Raw genomic sequence first — 18041 nt, 5'->3', positions numbered from 1 at the left:
TTCTCTGACTAAAGCTGTGAATCCTGCAGTGAAGGGAACGACGGCGGCACTCTAGTCCGGCATCCAGCCAGACTAGAGTGCCGCTTTCTTTGCTGGGACCTGTGACTATGCCGGCAGCTTGCAGATGAGAATTTGTCTCCGGGTTAGGCTTGGAGAAGTTTCATTCACGCACCGAGGGGGTTGCATGGGGCAGATGAATTTCGATCCAAGATACCCGGCTGAGTTTCAGCCGGGTGGCGACTCGCTGCCGTGGGTGGCCACTGCTGAGTTAGGCTCACCCCAGTCTGACCCGCCCCAGCTTGAAGAGCGGGTATCGGTGGCCACCGATACCCGTGGCCAAAACGGGGCACAGGTTGCCGCCGACCCGGCCGATTGTGCGGCTAGCGAGGAAGCCCCGCCGGTCGAGCTTGTGAACGAGCCGGTGCCCTGGACTGCACGGACTTGGCTGGTAGGTCTTGGCGCGGGTGTTGTAACTATCCTGTTCGGCATATTTTGTTTACTGCCAAAGGCGCCGCACGTGGACGGCTCGTTCGACGCCAACTACATGAGCGTTGCGTTGTTCTTTCCCCTGCCGAATAAATGGCTGGCTTTGGGGCCTTTTATTCTCATTGCAGGGATGGGCATGCTTGTCACAATGCTCATTGCGGGAGCTCCCCGACACCCCAAGGCAGTTCGTTGGTTGAGAAGCGCTGCCGCAATGCTGGCAATTGGAGCTCTGAGCGCTGCAACAATCGCGCTCTACGCAACAACCTGGCATCCGGAAATTTTGTTTGCTATGTATGGCGATCCAGCACAGTCACCCGAGATATATCCTTGGCTGCAGCTGACCTACCTTTCGACAATGCCCTTGGCTCTGTTCGGGTTGTGCGCGGGTGCGGCTCTGGTGATCCTGCGGCCTACTGACAGCGGAAAGAATGCGTCCTCAGCAGTTCACGCTTTTGCTACGGGCATAGTTTTGCTTGTAGGCACTGCTGTGGCGTTTAACGCGCCAGAGATTTTCTTCTCCTCCATGGGCCCTAAAACCTTCACTTTCGAGGATGCCAACATGCAGCTGACCCCGTGGCCTGTCACCCTGATCCAGGTAGCCCCGTACCTGTTGCTGGTGGGGTTGGCCGCGATGCTACTCGCCTTGTTTCTGCAGTTCAGAAAAGTCGGTGAGCATCGGGTAGCTAGGGAGGCTGCAGTCGAGCCGGAGCCATTGAGCTCTGGCGCAGACCCTGGGAGCGGAATATGAGTTCAGATTTTGATCAGCGGTACCCGTCCATGTTTCAACCCGGCGGAGAGTCAAACACAAGCGAACCTGATCCGGCTGTGCCGACTGCTCCAACTGCTCCAACTGTGCCGACTGTGCCGACTGTGCCGACAGCCCCGGCTGCTCCACCGCAGCATGCGCGAGAGCACGTTCCCGTGTTGGTTCAGGATGAGCGGCAAACACAGTGGAGTGCTAAAACCTGGATCTGGGGATTGAGCGGGGTACTGATAACTTTTGCTGGCGCGGTTTTTTGTTTGCTTGCAGGATTCCTGATTCCTTCTGCACGAAGTGCGGATCCGACGAATTTTCACGGCATCATGGTGATTCCGTGGGGGAGCGCCATTCTCGGCGGGGCTCCTGCCTTGTTTACGGCGAGCGTGGGGATGCTGGCAGCCCTAATTTTCTTGGCTTCGCGGCACTATACGGACCAAAGTAGGTGGTTCCGGGGCGGGTTGGCCCTCATCGGGCTGGTGTCTCTTGGCTTTGGAACGCTTGGCCTATTTGGAGCGACTTTGATGCCTGAACTATTTTATAATCCGGTTAGATATCAAGAGAATGCCAATCAGATCCCTTGGCCGTACTTTTTTCAGTTGAGCAATGGACCCTTGCTGATTCTTGGCCTGATCATCATTGCCATTCTGATCATGGGGTGGCCAGCTGCTAGCAGGAAACCTGGTGCCTTCTCCGGCAAGGCTGGAGTCCTTACCGGTATAGCTTTTATCGGGTTGGGAGTTTGGACGTGGTTTGCACCGCAGCTCTTTCCGCTGGAGTTGGGCTCGGAGACTCGTTCTATTGACGGGTTTGATTACAACACCACCCCGTGGCCGCAAATCCTCACCGGTGTGGGCGACCATCTGAGCATGGTGGGCTTTGGTGCCTTGTTCTGGGGGTTGCTGCTTCTGCTGACCCACCGAACGCCTCTAGCCAGTCCGCCAGTTGCCAAAGAGGCTGAGGGAACAACTCAGGAAAATCCAGAAGTAACACGCAGGCGGTATCCCCAAGCGCAGCAACTGAGGTGGAGCGTGCCGAATATTCTGGCACGATCGGCCCGTAAAACCTTTTCCCACAGGCGTCTGCGCTGTACAGTCAGTGCTACGAACGCCTCAGAGCGCGCAGCGATGTGCTGCGCCATAGAGGCCTGTCGAAGGGTCTTTTCATGAAATATGTAGTGGGGTACCGGCCCGATGAGCGTGGCACTGACGCCATCGCCCTTGCCGGGGTCATCGCAACAACCCAGGGTGCTGAGTTGCATTTGGTCAACGTGGTCCATGGCAAAAAGACGGCAGATGCAGACCTGGAAAAACATGCGCTGTCCATGGTGCCGGACGGCGTCACGGCAACCTTTTCCACACGGGTTGCCGACTCTTTTGTGCATGGTCTCATTGATGCGGCGAAAGAAGACAAGGCGGTGCTGATAGTTGTCGGGGCGGCAAGCAATGGTCTTTTCAAGCGCTTCACGGTGGGTTCGGTGGCAAACGGGTTATTGCATGCCTCTCCGGTCCCGGTGGCCCTCGCCCCGCGAGGCTACAACCGCAGGGACCCGCTGACACGGCTAACAGTTATGACAGGCATGCGTGAGGGCTGGCAGGCGGTGCTCGAGGTCGGAACAACTGCGGCGCAGCGGCGGCACGTGCCGCTGCGGCTGGTTTCCGTAGTTGAAATTGATCAAACCAAACAGTCCGATTTTGATCTTGACAACGCCCTGAGCCCGGCCAAACAACACGTAAATACTGTCCTGAAAGCGGCCGCGGCTAAACTCCCGGCAAATACTGTCACAGTGACATTGGCCCATGGCCGCAACATTGAAGAAGCCGTAGATGGGATTGGTTGGAAGTCCGGGGAACTTGTTATTGTGGGCTCCAGCCGTCTGGCTGAGAACAGAAAAATCTTCCTTGGCTCTACCGCTAACAAGATTTTACGCTCGCTACCCGTGCCCATGGTTGTGGTGCCACGAGACTTCCAATCGCAGGGAATCTAAGGCGCGGATACAAACCTGCTTCCCCTGCCAGCTAGGCTGCGGCATACTTCCGCAGCCTAGCTGTCCGGCTATATGACAGAAGCATGTCTGTGATGAGGATGGCCAGGGCCGCCCAAACTATGCCGAAACCAATCCACCGGGCGTTGCTCATATGTTCACCCAACAAGGTGATGGCAATGACGAACTGTATCAACGGGGTCATGAACTGAAGCAGCCCTATCCCTGTCATTGACAACCGGCTGGCGGAAGCCCCGAAGAACACCAGCGGAACGGTAGTGGCAATTCCGGTTGAGGCAAGTAACCAAAAGTGGCCAGCGCCCAGACCCGTCAGAGTTGCCTGACCCATGAGTGTCACAACAATCATGGCGGCGATAGCCAGTGGACTCAGAACAGCTGTTTCAATGCTCAGGCTGGTTATTGCGTCAACTTTGCCTCCGACCCTGTTTTTGACAAATCCATAGCTCCCAAAGCTAAAAGCCAATACCAGCGCAATCCATGGCAGCTTGCCGTAGCTAAAGGTCAACACCACAACGGCGGCAAACCCAACACCCATGGCCACCCACTGCAAGGGCCGGAGTTTTTCCTTCAGAACCACAACGCCTATCAAGACTGAAACGAGCGGGTTGATGAAGTAGCCAAGAGAGGCTTCGATGGTGTGGCCCGTGGTGACGGCAAAAACGTACGTCAGCCAGTTGACAGCTATCAACAGTCCGGCAATCGTCAAAGTACCCATGGTGCGTCTGCTCTTGATGGCTACGCCAATCTTTGCCCATCCGCGGCTAACTGTGATGATCAGGGCACAAAAGACCACCGACCAGACAACGCGGTTGGCGACGATTTCAATGCTGTTGGCGGGGATGAGCAAGATGAAATAAACGGGCATCATGCCCCACAGACCGTAGGCAGAAAAGCCGTACAGCGTCCCAGTGGCACTTTTTGATCTGGCCGGTTTACCCGTCTTCAAACGCTTACGGGGATGGGGTGTTGTTTGGGGTTCGCTAAGGGTCACAACCCTCATAACAACACTGATGCAGAATATAATCCATATCCACTTGGCAATGATTGGACGGTTTGTTATCCCCAAGACTTTGCAAATACAACCTTTGCCTGCATCGCAAGCGGTGCAGGGTCTCGGTGAGTGTTTGATCACTTTCAATCTCTGACACTTACAGAGCTCGCGTATTCGCAATTAGACTACTTAAGTGGCGCTTAATTAGCGCTTCCATGTGTAACAGTTGATGCAGTCGTGTTTCTTGTTGCGATTCACAGTTCGGAAGGACTCCTTTCTTGGCTAACTTGAGCGCCACCCGCCCATTCCGCGTCGCCATCATTGGCTCTGGCCCGGCCGGCGTCTATGCGGCAGATATATTGACGAAGTCTCAGGAAGTTTCTGGCGGCGACGTTCAAGTCAGCATCGATATTTTTGAGTCCCAGCCGGCCCCCTACGGCCTGATCCGCTACGGTGTGGCCCCAGACCACCCTCGGATCAAGGGCATCATGAATGCCCTCCACAAGGTTTTGGACCGTGGCGATATTCGCTTCTTCGGCAATGTCAGCTACGGTCGCGACCTCACGCTTTCAGACCTTCGCTCCTTTTACGACGCCGTTATCTTTGCCACGGGTGCCACCAAAGACACGGTGCTTGAGGTCCCAGGCGTAGATCTTGACGGTTCTTATGGCGGTGCCGACTTTGTCTCTTGGTATGACGGACATCCCGATGTTGGACGTGACTGGCCCTTGACCGCAAAAGAAATCGCCGTCATAGGCAATGGCAATGTGGCACTTGATGTGGCTCGTGTGCTCTCCAAACATGCCGACGACATGCTTGTTACCGAAATCCCTGACAACGTGTACGCGGGGTTAAAAGCTTCCCCCGTCACTGATGTGCACATTTTTGGCCGTCGTGGTCCGGCCCAAGTTAAATTCACACCATTGGAGTTGCGCGAACTCTCCCATTCACGCGACGTGGACATTGTTCTTTACGACGAAGACTTTGACTTTGATGAAGCCTCAGATGCAGCCATTAAAACCAACAATCAAGTCAAGATCATGGTTAACACGCTGACCAATTGGCTAGCTGAAGAACACGATGAAACCCGGGTCCCGGCGTCACGTCGCCTGCACCTGCATTTTCTGCACACACCCGTAGAAATCGTTGGCACCAACGGTCACGTCTCAGGCATCCGGTTCGAACGCAACGAACTCGATGGCACTGGAAACGTCAGGGGTACCGGGGAGTTCATTGACTATCCCGTGCAAGCCGTTTACCGTGCTGTGGGCTATTTTGGTTCTGAGCTTCCGGACATCGATTTTGATACTCGCCGCGGAGTTATCCCGAACCGCGGTGGACGCGTGGTGGGCGCGGACGGCACTGAAGTACCCGGGCTTTACGCGACGGGCTGGATCAAGCGTGGTCCGGTTGGACTGATTGGCAGCACCAAAGGGGATGCGCTGGAAACCATTGGCTGCCTGTTGGAAGATAGACTCAACCTTCCGGTTGCGCAGCATCCAGGCGAAGCTGAAATCGTGGATTTACTGGAGTCACGTGGAATCGAATTCACCACCTGGGAGGGCTGGAACAAACTCGATGCGCATGAGAAGCACCTGGGCGCCAGCTACGTCCCGGCGGCCGGGGTTGAAGTCACACGCGAACGGGTTAAAGTTGTGGATCGCGAGCAGATGGTGAACATTTCCAAGAAGTAGACCAAAAGTATGAACCGCGAGTCTCATGTTGTATGAAGAAATACGTAGAATACACTCGGTTTGGTAAGGATTCGCTCTTGTTAGCGGGTTCCAAAGCACCTGAGGATTAAGCGGTTTTATGAATTTGTTCCGAACTAAATCTATCGAACTCTCCCTGGCTGATGCCGAGGAACCAGGCCACAAACTCAAGCGAACCTTGACAACGTGGGACCTGATGATCATGGGAATCGCTGTGGCTGTTGGAGCCGGCATTTTCTCAGTCGGGGCGCAGGCAGCAGCCCACCATTCGGGCCCAGCTGTCACTGTTTCCTTCGTTTTGGCGGCAGTCACTTGTGCTCTGGCGATCATGTGTTACGCAGAATTCGCTACCGCGATCCCCGTCGCCGGCAGTGCCTACGTTTTTACCTACGCCACAGTAGGTGAACTTCTGGCATGGATCATAGGCTGGAACTTGATCTTGGAACTGCTCATGGCCGCGTCCGTAATTGCCAAATACTGGGGTATTTATCTGAGCAATTTCTTCGAAGCGGTGAACCTGAATATCCCTTCCAACTTTGCCGTGGGACCACTCACGGTGTTTTGGGGGCCACTGGTTGTGGTGGCTGTCTTTACCTTCGTTTTGGTCATGGGCACTAAGCTGGCCGCGCGTATCAATAACGTCTTCACGTTGATCAAAATCGGCATAGTTCTCTTCGTGATTGTGGTTGGTTTCTTTTACGTCAAAGTAGAGAACTACCAACCCTTTATGCCACCGTCTGAGCCGGCTGCTGCGACAGACACATCGTGGCAGCTGCAACCGTTCCTTTCGCTTCTGACAGGGGCTGAACCGGCCATGTATGGCTTCGCCGGAATTATTTCCGGGGCAGCCTTAGTGTTCTTTGCCTTCATCGGGTTTGACGTTGTAGCAACGAGCGCTGAAGAGGTTAAAAACCCGGCAAAAACACTTCCGCGTGGTATCTTCGCCGGTCTGGCCGTTGTGACAGTCTTGTACATCCTTGTCACTCTCGCGGTGACAGGCATGGTCTCCTATAAAGATCTGGCCGCCGTAGCCGAACCGTCTTTGTCCACAGCGTTTTCTTTGGTAGGTGCTGAATGGGCAGTAGTCATCATTTCGTTGGGCTCACTGATTGGTCTCACAACTGTCATCATGGTGCTCCTTATGGGCCTGGCTCGCGTCATGATGGCTATGAGCCGCGACGGGCTGTTGCCACGTGGACTGAGTAAGACCTCGGATAAACATGCAACTCCTGCCCGTACACAGATCCTCAGCGGCGTCTTTGTGGCGATTCTGGCCGGGTTCACTCCTGTTGAACTGCTCAGTGAAATGATCAATATTGGAACTCTTAGCGCTTTTGTGATGGTCAGCATCGGTATATTGGTTCTTCGGCGCAAGCGCCCCGACCTTAAACCCGCTTTCCGTGTCCCTTTTGGACCTGTCATCCCCATTCTGTCCACCCTGCTGTGCATTTACCTGATGCTGAACCTAGCCACACTCACCTGGGTGTTTTTCGCGATCTGGCTGGGCGTGGGTCTGGTGTTTTACTTCAGCTACGGCCATTGGAATTCGCGTCTTGGCCGTGAGCAAGCCAAAGAAAAAATACAGACTGACTTGGACAAAGTGGACTAGTCAGGGCACCTGCATGAGTGGATTCAAAGAAAAACCTGATCGATCTCCCAAAGTGCTGGCGGACGTGGCACCGGAGTCACTGTTGCTACTAGGGGCCGGCAGTGCAATATTGTTGCAGCTGGCCAATCCTGCTGTGGGTTACGGGGTGGCACGACATTCAAATTTTGCGGCCGATCCGCTGAAGCGACTGCATGGCACGTTGAGCTACATTTACGCCCTCAGCAACGGCACTCCGGCGCAACGAAAGCACGTGCAACAACAGGTTCAGCGAGCCCACCTTCCCGTGAAGTCTGCGGCCGGTGCGGGGAACCCCGCTTATAACAGTGCTGATCCGGCCCTGCAATTATGGGTTGCCGCCACGCTTTACAAGTCAGCGGCGCAAACGTACGATTCCATATTTCCCGCACTGGATGCTCGTGATGGCGAATCTGTGTATCTTAGTTACTCGGTGCTGGGGACGGCGTTGGGAATGCCTGCGCAGCTGTGGCCTGGCTCAACCGCCGACTTTGCCGAGTACTGGGCACAGCAGCTTGGGCAACTCAGCGTTGATGAAACAGTCCGGGAAGTTGCAAGGGAACTACTCGCCGCCAAACATGCACCGTTGTGGATCAAGGTAATCATGCCGGTGGCTCGTTTTCTGACCATCGGATTTCTGCCTCCTGCCGTGCGCCAAATGTATGGCTTCAACTGGTCGCCACGGAAGGACAAATATTTGCGGCTCTCACTAAGGGCGGCAGCGCTTCTGGCGCGAATTACCCCGCGATGGATCCGGCACTCCCCGATGCGCTACTACCTCAAACGCATCTGAGCGGCCAGGAGAGAGTGCCTAGTCCCTATGCTCTGCGCCATCGCAGCACCTGGCCCGTGGTGCAAAGCGGTCACGGCGCCGCGAAACGAATGATCCAATCTATAAGTGGGCGCAATTGATCCCAGAGCATGCTTATGTGTTCCTTCGCCGCCACACTTTCTAACCATTCCGGAGTACCCAAGGCAACGGAAGCGCTGAGCGTTTTGTGTTTCAGTAGCTCCTGTCGAGGATGATCTTTGGGGAATCCGCGCGGCACGGTCGCCAGCGTTTGTCCCTCGATTTGCAGGCCGGCAGCAACGAGATCTGCGGTGAGCTTCGCCAGTAACTTTCCGCTCACCGAGGCTTCCACGGCACTACGGTACCGGGACAACTGTGCCGGTGCGAAGGAGTGGTAACCACCTCCCACCTCGAGCCCGCCAGCACCGAGCTGCAAATAAAATCCCACCCCTTCGTAGTGAGAAATGAACAGTCCCTGTGTTGTTTTATAGGGCTCCGCGTTGGCTGAAAACCGCATGTCCTTGTATGGGCGGAAGATTTTTCCTGAACCGAATCGTGGCTCAAGCTCACGGAGGAGTGCTGCTAAGGGGGCCACAACAACCTCGTCATAAGTGGCTTTATGACTGGCCCACCACTGGCGATTGTTATTCTGCTGAAGATCGCCATAGAAGTCCAACGCCGCCTCGGGAATGCCAGTGAAAGTATCCATAAATCAAGCCTAAAGTGGCGGGCTAACGGGCACTAGGGCGCTACGAACTTCTGTGGACACATGCCTGATTTCATTGGCTGTGGAGGAATCACGCGGCAACCTTAGGACGGCCTAACTGGACTGAGTCCAAAAAGCGGACGATAGTTGACACATGGTCACCAAAGCGCAGTCGGAAGAGATGTTGCGAGCAGTTTCACTGCGCGTGACACGCCCCCGACTTGCGGTTTTGGAAGCTGTTAGCTCCAACCCGCACGCCGACGCCGACACCATCATTGGTGAGGTTAGGAGCGTGTTGGGCAGCGTTTCCAAGCAGGCTGTCTACGACGTCTTGGCAGTCCTTGTCGAGTCAAACTTGGTGCACCGCATTGAACCAGCAGGATCGCCGGCGCGATTTGAAACGCGGGTGGGGGACAATCACCACCACGTCGTGTGCCGAACCTGTGGGGACATTGCCGACGTCGACTGCGCTGTCGGCCACGCACCTTGTTTGCACGCCTCTAACAACCACGGTTTCAGCATTGATGAAGCCGAGGTCATCTACTGGGGCACTTGCCCGGACTGCGCAAGCAAAAGACTTTTGAATGAACAAGATCTCACTACCGCAAGGAGCGAATAGTAAACATGACTATCGAAAACACCGCGCCGCTGACCACTGCCGCAGGCGCACCAGTTGCCAACAACCAGGACAGCCTCACCGCCGGACCCCGTGGTCCCCTGCTGTTGCAGGATGTCTGGTTCCTTGAAAAGCTGGCGCACTTCAGCCGCGAGGTCATCCCCGAGCGTCGCATGCACGCTAAGGGCTCAGGTGCCTTCGGAACCTTCACGGTCACCAATGACATCTCCAAGTACACCAAGGCGAACATCTTCTCCGAGGTCGGCAAGCAGACTGAAATGTTTGCTCGTTTCTCCACCGTTGCCGGTGAGCGCGGCGCAGCCGACGCCGAGCGCGACATCCGCGGCTTCTCGCTGAAGTTCTACACCGATGAGGGAAACTGGGACCTGGTGGGCAACAACACCCCCGTGTTCTTCTTCCGCGACCCACTGAAGTTCCCCGACCTGAACCGCGCCGTCAAGCGCGATCCACGCACCAACATGCGCAGCGCCGAGAACAACTGGGACTTCTGGACTAACCTGCCCGAATCCCTGCACCAGGTCACGATCGTCATGTCCGAGCGCGGCATCCCCGCCAGCTACCGCCACATGCACGGCTTCGGCTCACACACCTTCTCCCTGATCAACGCCGAAGGCGAGCGTTTCTGGGTCAAGTTCCACCACCGCACCCAGCAGGGCATCAAGAACCTGACCGACGCAGAGTCGGCTGCACTGGTTGGTTCGGACCGCGAGTCACACCAGCGCGACCTCTTCGACTCGATCGAGAACGGTGACTTCCCCAAGTGGAAGCTCATGGTTCAGATCATGCCTGAAGCGGACGCCGAGACGTACAAGTACCATCCGTTTGACCTCACCAAGGTCTGGAGCAAGGAAGACTACCCGCTGATCGAGGTTGGCGAGTGGGAGCTGAACCGCAACGCTGAGAACTACCATGCAGACGTTGAGCAGGCTGCTTTCGCACCGGCCAACGTGGTTCCGGGTATCAGCTTCTCGCCGGACCGCATGCTTCAGGGCCGCCTGTTCTCCTACGGTGACGCCCAGCGCTACCGCCTCGGTGTCAACCACCACCAGATCCCGGTGAACGCACCGAAGAACCCCACTGCCAACACGTACCACCGTGACGGTCAGGGCCGCGTTGATGGCAACCAGGGCCGCACCCCCGGCATTGAGCCGAACTCCTACGGCCGCTGGCCCGAGCAGCCTGCGTACGCCGATCCGGCCCAGGCTATTGGCGCGGTTGCCGACCGTTTCAACTTCCGCGAAGACGATGCCAACTACTTCGAGCAGCCCGGCATCCTGTTCCGCGAGAAGATGGACGACGCCCAGCGCCAGGTGCTCTTTGAGAACACCGCACGCGCCATCGACGGAGCCTCCGAGGCCACCGTTGAGCGTCACATCTACAACTGCACCCAGGCAGACCCGGCCTACGGCGCGGGAGTACGTGCGGCCATCGAAGCGCTGCAGGCAGAGAAAATCTCTGCCGTGGATGTAAACTCAGACGCCGTTTAGCAATTCCCTGAACTGCCCGGAACAGACCCTTGTGGTCGGTTCCGGGCAGTTTTTTGTGGGCGCCAGGGTTACCTAAGCAGTGCCGCAGGGACTATCCCAGCAGGTGTTCGCGGCCAAACATGGCGGCTGCGGCGCGCGCGGAGGGGGTTCCGGCGTCGAGGTCGGCACCTGCTGCCACGAGTAACGCAGACACGGCATCCTCGCCTTTGAACAAAGATCCTGCCAGGGGAGACTGGTCCCGGCTGTTGCGGATGTCCACATTGGCGCCGCGTTTGAGCAGCGCGGCTACAGTCTCCGAGGCTCCCTTGTAAGCGGCCAGCATCAGCAAGGTGTTGCCTTCGGGATCCTGGACGTCGATCGCCAGCCCGTGATCGAGAAATTCGGCCAGTTCAGTGGTTTTTCCGTCACGGGCCAGATCCATGGCAAGGGCAATGATCCGGGCAGTTTGGTCTTCGTTCAGTGAGGGGTTGTTGGTCATCTCTTTACAATATGCGAAGTGTGCCTGGTTTTCCCCTGTAAGGGTTCTGTGACCGGTGAATCCAGCCCGCCACCAGTGACAAAACCGGCTACCTGAGCTGAGCCGTCACCGTGACGACGGCCAAAGATGTGGAATGTGAGAGGTGCCTGTGAACTCCACTGATCGTTAACCCAGACGGTGACACCTGCGTATGCTGGACGGGCTTGGGAAACCAGGGACTCGAGTGTGTTTGCCAGCTCCAGCAGTGCCATCGGGTCCATGGGGTCCAGGGTGGCGAGGGCAGTCCGGGGCTGCGCGGTCCAATGCCCTCCCTGGAACGGTGTACCGGGGAGGGCGCGGACCGGCTCAATACAAAATGGACGATCCGCCCACCCGGCATGTTCCCCTGTAGGTCCAAGGTCCGTTGGAAGTTCTTGGCCCGAGGATTCGGCAGAAGGCGCTGAGGCACTATCCGAGTCAGGACCGGGGCCTTGGGAGGAACTAGTGTCTTCTTGCCAGCTGCGCAGCGCCTCATCCTGTGTGCGGGTTTCTCCTACTCTCAAGCGTTGGTGCGCTGGCAGGCGGAGTGCGGAAGCCGCCGTCGTGCCTTCAGGCAGAGAGAAGAACAGGTGCAGGGTTGGTGTGGAAGTTTCGGCGAGCGGTTCGCCCACGGCGTCACCAACGGGCTGCCAGTTCAGTGCAATATAGAGCTGTGCGGCTGTTGCGCCGGCAATCTCGCATAGGGCGCGGCGCAGATGAGCATAGCAGCGCAGGAGATCGGCTGCGGATTCCGTGCCGAACTCGATGGAAGGGTCATTGAGCCGAAGCACATAATGGCCCTGCGTCAAGGGAAAACCGGGGCGTCGGGCGCTCCAGAACGTAGAGGAGTGCAGGTGCGTGCGAATCGGTGCCAAGGCAATCCCTCCCAGTGGATAGGCGCACCATCGATGCCCTGCCAGCATAACTCAAGTGGTTAGCCAGCTTGGCCAGCTTGTACAGTTTAGAAACTACTAGTGAAAGTGACGTGGGCGTGCACAGGCATTTCAACGGATTAAAGACAGCAGCTCTCTTTGGCGTGCTGTGGGCGGTTCTGCTTGGTATTGGCGCCATCATTGCTGCAGGAACCCGCAGTACCGCGCCACTGTGGATTTTTGCGTTAATTGGCGTTGGCACCACCGCCTACGGCTACTGGAATAGTGAGAAAATCGCTATCCGTTCTATGCAGGCCTACCCAGTGAATGAGGCACAAGCTCCTGGGATCTACCGGATAGTTCGCGAACTATCGGCTAAAGCCAACCAGCCCATGCCGGCCATTTATCTTTCCCCAACGCAGGCACCCAATGCTTTTGCCACTGGACGAAATCCTAAAAATGCTGCAGTTTGTTGTACTGAAGGCATCCTCAACCTTCTTGACGAGCGCGAGCTGCGAGGGGTGCTGGGGCACGAATTGACGCATGTTTATAACCGCGATATCTTGACGTCCTCAGTCGCGGCGGCAGTTGCTGGTGTAATTACATCAGTGGCCCAGATGATGCTTTTCTTTGGCGGGAATCGCCGCAATGCCAACCCGATTGCCATGATCGCCATGGCATTGCTGGCGCCGCTGGCGGCATCCATGATTCAACTAGCGATCAGCCGCACCCGCGAGTACGACGCCGATGAAGATGGTGCCACTTTGACTGATGATCCGCTGGCGCTGGCCTCCGCCCTGCGCAAACTGGAGCTAGGCGTGCAGCGGGCACCGCTGCCCGAAGAACAAAAATTAGTTAATACCAGCCACCTCATGATCGCCAACCCTTTCAAGAATGGCGGGGCTAAGAAACTCTTTTCCACCCACCCTCCCATGGCTGAACGGATAGCGCGTCTGGAGAAGATGGCTGGGCGAGAACTGCATTAAATCCTGCTCCGCGGCTCACGCATCCGCACTACTTGGCCACTGCTTTAGATTGACTATGGCACCTCTGGTTGCCGGGGCTCGCACGCTGGTCAGCACAGTAGGACAGAATAGAGGCATGCGACTGATTTTGATTAGGCACGGCCAAACACCCAACAACGTCCGTAGTCTTTTAGACACCGCGGTCCCGGGGCCCGGATTAACGCTTTTGGGTGAGGCGCAGGCAGCGGCTGTCCCTGCGGCCGTGGCACATCAAAGCATTGACGCTTTGTATATATCCAATTTAACCCGCACAGCCCTGACAGCAGCCCCGCTTGCCGCGGAACGTCGCCTTGCTCCTTTAGTTAGGGACGGGTTGCGTGAAATCAGTGCTGGCAGCCTTGAACTCAAAGGCGATATAGCCTCCATCGAGGAATACCTGCGTGCCGTGAAATCCTGGCTCAGCGGCGACTTATCAGCACGGATGCCCGGGGCCGACAGCGGGTATGAAGTATTGGAGAGGTTTGACGCAGTGGTGGAGGAGGCCGCCACCCATGAAACCGTAGCGATGGTCAGTCATGGGGCCATGATTCGTTTTTGGGCTGGTTACCGCGGCATAAACATCGACTGGTCTGATAAGAAATTCCACGATCTCTCCAACACTGGAATTGTCACCCTCGATGGGGAGCCCACTGGTAGCAACACACCGGGTGGCTGGAAAATCCAGTCCTGGCAAGGTGCACCGGCCGGGGGGTTGAGCGGATTGGATGCTGACGGACCAACGGCCGAGCTCACTACCGACGCGCTCACCGAGGTAGGCAAACGATTCAGCACTCATGGAGTTGAAGAACATTAAGGACAAGAAGCATGGGGGAGCAGGGGCTTCCTCAGATGGCACGGGTTCCGCGACTGGCGCTATGACTAGTACCGCGGCGTCAGGGGCTTTCCACACACCAACACCGTTCACCACAGTCAATTTATGGCGGTTGAAAGGGATTAGTTGGGTGTGGCTGGGCACAGCTGCCGTGTGTATTGCGCTCCTGGCTGTTGGCGCACCGCTGAATATGAGCCTGTACGGCATGGCCCTGCCTTTTGCCTTGGGCATGTCGATCCTGCATTCAGCATCACTGGGTCTAACAGCTGCCCGTCCTGTAGCCGGAGTGCTTGTTTCGCTGATACCCATGAGCGTCCTGCCGCTGGTCTCTGATCCAGTAGGGGCAGCTCCCATGCCTTTTAGTGTGATCGCCATGATTACCCAAGTCCTGGTGATTTGTGTGGCCGGGCTCCGGACACACTGGATGGTTCCGGCCGCTGGGTGGCTGGCGAGCGTGGTGGTTGGTGTTGGGTCAAACTACCTGACAATGCCGGGTGTGCAGTCTGATGGAGCCCAGAACAATGTGGTCATTTTCGCGGCTGTCTCTGGCGGGCTCATGGTCGCGGCCGTTGTGGCCCAACAATGGCAACATCTACGGGCGGAACTCGCTGCGGAAAGAAATGTCAGTGCCGAGGAGCAGTCACGACGCAGGCTGGCCGAGGAACGCACACGCATTGCTCGCGAACTTCATGACGTGGTGGCGCACGGTATGTCAGTTGTTGTGGTGCAAGCAACCACGGCCAGCTACCGGCACGCCGGGCTCAACGATGAACTGAAACAGGAATTCGATGACATTGCGGCCAACTCCCGCCGGGCCATGACTGAGATGCGCAGCATGCTTGGTTCCCTTCGCAACTCTGAAGCCGGCCGGCAACTGGGCCCACAGCCCACACTGGCCGATCTTCCCCAGCTCTTTGCCTCGGCCAGGTCAGCAGGTGTGAACATCCCCGAACCAGACCTGTCAGAGCTGGAAAGCCATGACATTGGCGAGGTCATTGCGCTCACCGCCTACAGGATTGTCCAGGAAGCACTCAGCAATGTCATTAGGCATGCACCAGGGGCGACTGCGCGCGTGCTCTTCACCGTGAATGAAAGCAAGATGAGCGAGAGCAGCCTGTCCGTTTCAGTGGTCAACTCAAGCTCGGACATCGGGGCAGTGATAGCGCAGCTGGACAAGGGCGCACATGTGGGCCAGGGCTTGATTGGGATGCGTGAGCGCGCCGATATTGTGGGCGGCTCAGTTCATTGCGTGCCAACCACCAATGGCGGGTTTGCCGTCACAGCCATTCTGCCCATGAACACCACCGACGGCAAGGGAAGCGCCCGGTCATGAACATCAGAGTACTAGTTGTTGACGACCAAGCCATGGTTCGTGAAGGATTTGCCGCTTTGCTCGGCGCCCAAGACGATATAGACGTGGTGGGACAGGCGGAAAACGGTGCTGTTGCGGTAGAAATGACTGCCATCCACCGTCCGGATGTTGTGTTGATGGATGTGCGCATGCCTGTCATGGATGGTCTGGAGGCGACTCGGCAGATCCTCGCAGGTGACATAAACACACAGGAGGCCACCACACATGTGCTGATGCTGACAACCTTTGACGTGGATGACTACATTTACGATGCGCTGCGCCTGGGGGCCAGCGGGTTCCTCTTGAAGGACGCGCTCGCCGGCGAGCTTGTGGCGGCTGTGCGTGTTGTTGCTTCCGGAGAGGCGCTTCTGGCACCATCGGTGACGAAACGGCTGATAGAGCAGTTCGCCGTTTCAAGAGCCCGGCCGGTCCTTTCCCGGGACAGGCTCGCTGGGCTTACCGACCGTGAGCTTGAAGTGATGACATTGATTGGTCGGGGATTTTCCAACCAAGAGATAGCTGACCAACTTTTCATTGCACAACAAACAGTAAAAACGCATGTCAGTAAAATCCTGGCCAAACTGGATCTGCGCGACAGAGTTCAGGCTGTGGTGTTGGCTTACGACACGGGATTGGTTGAGCCTGGCAGTTAAATGATGGCACTTCACGCGAGGGCACGCGCAAGGGGTGCAAGCGATTAAAAACGTTTAGCCGCTGAAAGTTACTCTCAAAAAAGAGGTAAAATTCAGCGGCTAAGCGCTACTTTTTTACGTGGGCGGTGATTGCCCGCCGATATAAACTGGTGGACTAGCGCATGTTGACGAACTGTAGGTCGGCATCTTCGAACTTACGTAGCATGGACATGACTTCCTGAAGGTCATCGCGGCTCTTGGAGCTCACTCGCAGTTCATCGCCTTGGATGGTGGACTTGACACCCTTGGGGCCCTCGTCACGAATCAGTTTGTTGATTTTCTTCGCCACGTCCTGGGCGATGCCTTCCTTGATCTCGGCCTCCAGACGGTACTCCTTGCCCGATGCGAATGGCTCACCCGCTTCCAGAGACTTCAATGAGATTCCGCGCTTGATCAATTTGGATTCAAAAACATCCATAACAGCCAGGACGCGCTCCTCAGAGTTGGCTTTCAGGAGAACTTTTTCACCACTGAAGTCGATCTCTGCACCGATGTTCTTGAAGTCATAGCGCTGCGCCACTTCCTTCTGAGTCTGGTGCAGGGCGTTGGCGACCTCTTGTTTGTCCACTTTACTGACGACGTCGAACGTTGACTCACTAGCCATGATTCCTCCATATGCTGCATATTTGACCGGTTGATTTGCCACCAAGCTTAGCGCCCGAGTGCACCAAAGCGAGCAAAGGCCATAAACCGTGCAAGGTGCGGATCGGTTGGGAAGCCGGCCAAAGTCAGGTGGGGAGTCCGTGGCGGGCTCGTTCACAGATAACTCCGAGGGATCCCGGGGCAATCTCACAGTTGCCATTGGCACAGTAGTTGTTGTTCAGACAACCCGCACTAGGAGCACCGATGACCACCGCTAGGCCTACCGCGCCGACACCAGCCACCGAGGCCAACACGCGCTCAAGGAATAGCAAAAAAACTGTGGGAACAGCCATTGCTGCCGTCACCTTGGTGGCTGCGACTGTTTTGGGTGGTCCGGGTTTGATCGGTGGAACTGCCGCCGGCCTGGATCCGGCAAGCATCATCGGAGCGCCCACAAATTCGGTGTCCTCCCGGCTCGCCGGCGTTCACGAAGATATGGCCCGTGCCGTGCAGTTGAAACAAGTCACCCCTGAACAAGCGTCTTTTCTGGAAAACCAGTTGGTCAAGCGGATTCAAAACCAAGCATAGAAAGTGTCAGCACCTAGGGGTCTTTGTTGATTTCGCGACCGGCTCCAGTTCGTATTGCCAGACACACGAATTCCAGCAGTTTTGAAGGTCATCACGGCGCTCATGGGCACTCGATTCGATTCTTGGGGAAATTCCTTGTATTGTTTTACTGCTTCCACTTGTTGGGGGCGAAAGCCGAATCTGATGTTTTAGGTTTGGCTGGCCATGGCAGATTACCCGAGTGGCCAAAGGGGGCTGACTGTAAATCAGCTGGCAACGCCTTCACTGGTTCGAATCCAGTATCTGCCACCAAGAATGAGACGTCCGGAACCTTTCGAGAGATCGTTGGGTTCCGGACTTTTTTGTGTAACGTAAGGACCTGCGAAGCTATCCATGGGTGCCTGGTTTTCTGTCCGCCGGGAAATTCGGCCAAGTCGAACTACAGTTAAG

General features: G+C 56.5%; 18 protein-coding genes and 1 tRNA gene. 14 read left to right on the top strand and 5 right to left on the bottom strand.

The window, feature by feature from the left end; all coding sequences use genetic code 11:
• Positions 1 to 184 precede the first annotated feature (184 nt).
• The 3 genes from AAFM46_RS14480 to AAFM46_RS14470 are packed head-to-tail and all read left to right on the top strand — an operon-like array spanning position 185 to position 3230.
• A complete protein-coding gene (locus AAFM46_RS14480) occupies positions 185 to 1234 on the top strand; it encodes a hypothetical protein (RefSeq protein WP_283529837.1) in 1050 nt (349 codons plus the stop codon).
• Positions 1231 to 2412, top strand: a complete 1182-nt coding sequence (locus AAFM46_RS14475) for a hypothetical protein (RefSeq protein ID WP_343318513.1) — start codon at positions 1231 to 1233, stop codon at positions 2410 to 2412. The genes AAFM46_RS14480 and AAFM46_RS14475 overlap by 4 nt, the downstream gene beginning before the upstream one ends.
• Positions 2409 to 3230 carry a universal stress protein gene (locus tag AAFM46_RS14470; protein WP_283529852.1) on the top strand — a complete coding sequence of 274 codons (822 nt, stop codon included), beginning with the start codon at positions 2409 to 2411 and terminating at the stop codon, positions 3228 to 3230. The genes AAFM46_RS14475 and AAFM46_RS14470 overlap by 4 nt, the downstream gene beginning before the upstream one ends.
• Positions 3231 to 3261: 31 nt before the next feature.
• On the opposite strand, the gene rarD is transcribed toward AAFM46_RS14470, so the two are convergent.
• Entirely contained in the window at positions 3262 to 4248 is a 987-nt protein-coding gene (gene rarD, locus AAFM46_RS14465; protein ID WP_283529859.1) for an EamA family transporter RarD, read from the bottom strand.
• A gap of 269 nt (positions 4249 to 4517) precedes the next feature.
• Here rarD and AAFM46_RS14460 point away from each other — a divergent pair, with 269 nt between their 5' ends.
• The 3 genes from AAFM46_RS14460 to AAFM46_RS14450 all read left to right on the top strand — a co-directional run bounded on the left by AAFM46_RS14460 (position 4518) and on the right by AAFM46_RS14450 (position 8368).
• A complete protein-coding gene (locus tag AAFM46_RS14460) occupies positions 4518 to 5933 on the top strand; it encodes an FAD-dependent oxidoreductase (protein WP_343318510.1) in 1416 nt (471 codons plus the stop codon).
• A 118-nt stretch (positions 5934 to 6051) separates the two neighbouring features.
• Positions 6052 to 7560 (top strand): amino acid permease, encoded by a 1509-nt coding sequence (locus AAFM46_RS14455; protein WP_283529873.1) that lies wholly within the window; start codon positions 6052 to 6054, stop codon positions 7558 to 7560.
• Between the two features lie 13 nt (positions 7561 to 7573).
• Positions 7574 to 8368, top strand: coding sequence for an oxygenase MpaB family protein (locus AAFM46_RS14450; protein ID WP_283529877.1), 795 nt, complete (start codon positions 7574 to 7576; stop codon positions 8366 to 8368).
• A 70-nt stretch (positions 8369 to 8438) separates the two neighbouring features.
• Here AAFM46_RS14450 and AAFM46_RS14445 read toward each other — a convergent pair whose 3' ends face one another.
• Positions 8439 to 9074 (bottom strand): DUF2461 domain-containing protein, encoded by a 636-nt coding sequence (locus AAFM46_RS14445; protein WP_343318507.1) that lies wholly within the window; start codon positions 9072 to 9074, stop codon positions 8439 to 8441.
• A 151-nt stretch (positions 9075 to 9225) separates the two neighbouring features.
• Between AAFM46_RS14445 and AAFM46_RS14440 the strand changes: the two genes are divergently transcribed.
• Positions 9226 to 9690: a Fur family transcriptional regulator gene (locus AAFM46_RS14440; protein WP_283529881.1), complete on the top strand. Its 465-nt coding sequence runs from the start codon at positions 9226 to 9228 to the stop codon at positions 9688 to 9690.
• 5 nt (positions 9691 to 9695) lie between these two features.
• A complete protein-coding gene (locus tag AAFM46_RS14435; protein ID WP_283529883.1) occupies positions 9696 to 11195 on the top strand; it encodes a catalase in 1500 nt (499 codons plus the stop codon).
• Positions 11196 to 11286: 91 nt separating this feature from the next.
• Here the strand turns inward: AAFM46_RS14435 and AAFM46_RS14430 are convergent, their stop codons facing one another.
• Positions 11287 to 11673: an ankyrin repeat domain-containing protein gene (locus tag AAFM46_RS14430; protein WP_283529886.1), complete on the bottom strand. Its 387-nt coding sequence runs from the start codon at positions 11671 to 11673 to the stop codon at positions 11287 to 11289.
• Positions 11670 to 12566: a hypothetical protein gene (locus AAFM46_RS14425; RefSeq protein WP_343318504.1), complete on the bottom strand. Its 897-nt coding sequence runs from the start codon at positions 12564 to 12566 to the stop codon at positions 11670 to 11672. The genes AAFM46_RS14430 and AAFM46_RS14425 overlap by 4 nt, the downstream gene beginning before the upstream one ends.
• A gap of 116 nt (positions 12567 to 12682) precedes the next feature.
• Between AAFM46_RS14425 and htpX the strand changes: the two genes are divergently transcribed.
• The 4 genes from htpX to AAFM46_RS14405 all read left to right on the top strand — a co-directional run bounded on the left by htpX (position 12683) and on the right by AAFM46_RS14405 (position 16403).
• A complete protein-coding gene (htpX, locus tag AAFM46_RS14420) occupies positions 12683 to 13549 on the top strand; it encodes a zinc metalloprotease HtpX (protein ID WP_343318502.1) in 867 nt (288 codons plus the stop codon).
• A 115-nt stretch (positions 13550 to 13664) separates the two neighbouring features.
• Entirely contained in the window at positions 13665 to 14381 is a 717-nt protein-coding gene (locus tag AAFM46_RS14415) for a histidine phosphatase family protein (protein WP_343318500.1), read from the top strand.
• Positions 14362 to 15732 carry a histidine kinase gene (locus AAFM46_RS14410; protein ID WP_283529894.1) on the top strand — a complete coding sequence of 457 codons (1371 nt, stop codon included), beginning with the start codon at positions 14362 to 14364 and terminating at the stop codon, positions 15730 to 15732. The genes AAFM46_RS14415 and AAFM46_RS14410 overlap by 20 nt, the downstream gene beginning before the upstream one ends.
• On the top strand, positions 15729 to 16403 hold the full coding sequence (locus AAFM46_RS14405; protein ID WP_343318497.1) for a response regulator transcription factor: 675 nt from the start codon (positions 15729 to 15731) through the stop codon (positions 16401 to 16403). Before AAFM46_RS14410 ends, AAFM46_RS14405 begins: the two co-directional genes overlap by 4 nt.
• Positions 16404 to 16557: 154 nt before the next feature.
• On the opposite strand, the gene AAFM46_RS14400 is transcribed toward AAFM46_RS14405, so the two are convergent.
• Complete coding sequence (locus AAFM46_RS14400; protein ID WP_283529898.1) at positions 16558 to 17046, bottom strand: YajQ family cyclic di-GMP-binding protein; 489 nt, start codon at positions 17044 to 17046, stop codon at positions 16558 to 16560.
• A 242-nt stretch (positions 17047 to 17288) separates the two neighbouring features.
• Here AAFM46_RS14400 and AAFM46_RS14395 point away from each other — a divergent pair, with 242 nt between their 5' ends.
• Together AAFM46_RS14395 and AAFM46_RS14390 are read left to right on the top strand one after the other, a co-directional pair.
• Complete coding sequence (locus AAFM46_RS14395; RefSeq protein WP_343318496.1) at positions 17289 to 17612, top strand: hypothetical protein; 324 nt, start codon at positions 17289 to 17291, stop codon at positions 17610 to 17612.
• Between the two features lie 206 nt (positions 17613 to 17818).
• Positions 17819 to 17903, top strand: a tRNA-Tyr gene (locus AAFM46_RS14390).
• Positions 17904 to 18041: the final 138 nt, after the last annotated feature.

Origin of the sequence: Arthrobacter sp. TMP15, assembly GCF_039529835.1 — a bacterium.
Classification (GTDB): Bacteria; Actinomycetota; Actinomycetes; order Actinomycetales; family Micrococcaceae; genus Specibacter.
Note: the sequence above shows the minus strand (reverse complement) of the source record. Positions and strands in the feature narration are given on the sequence as shown.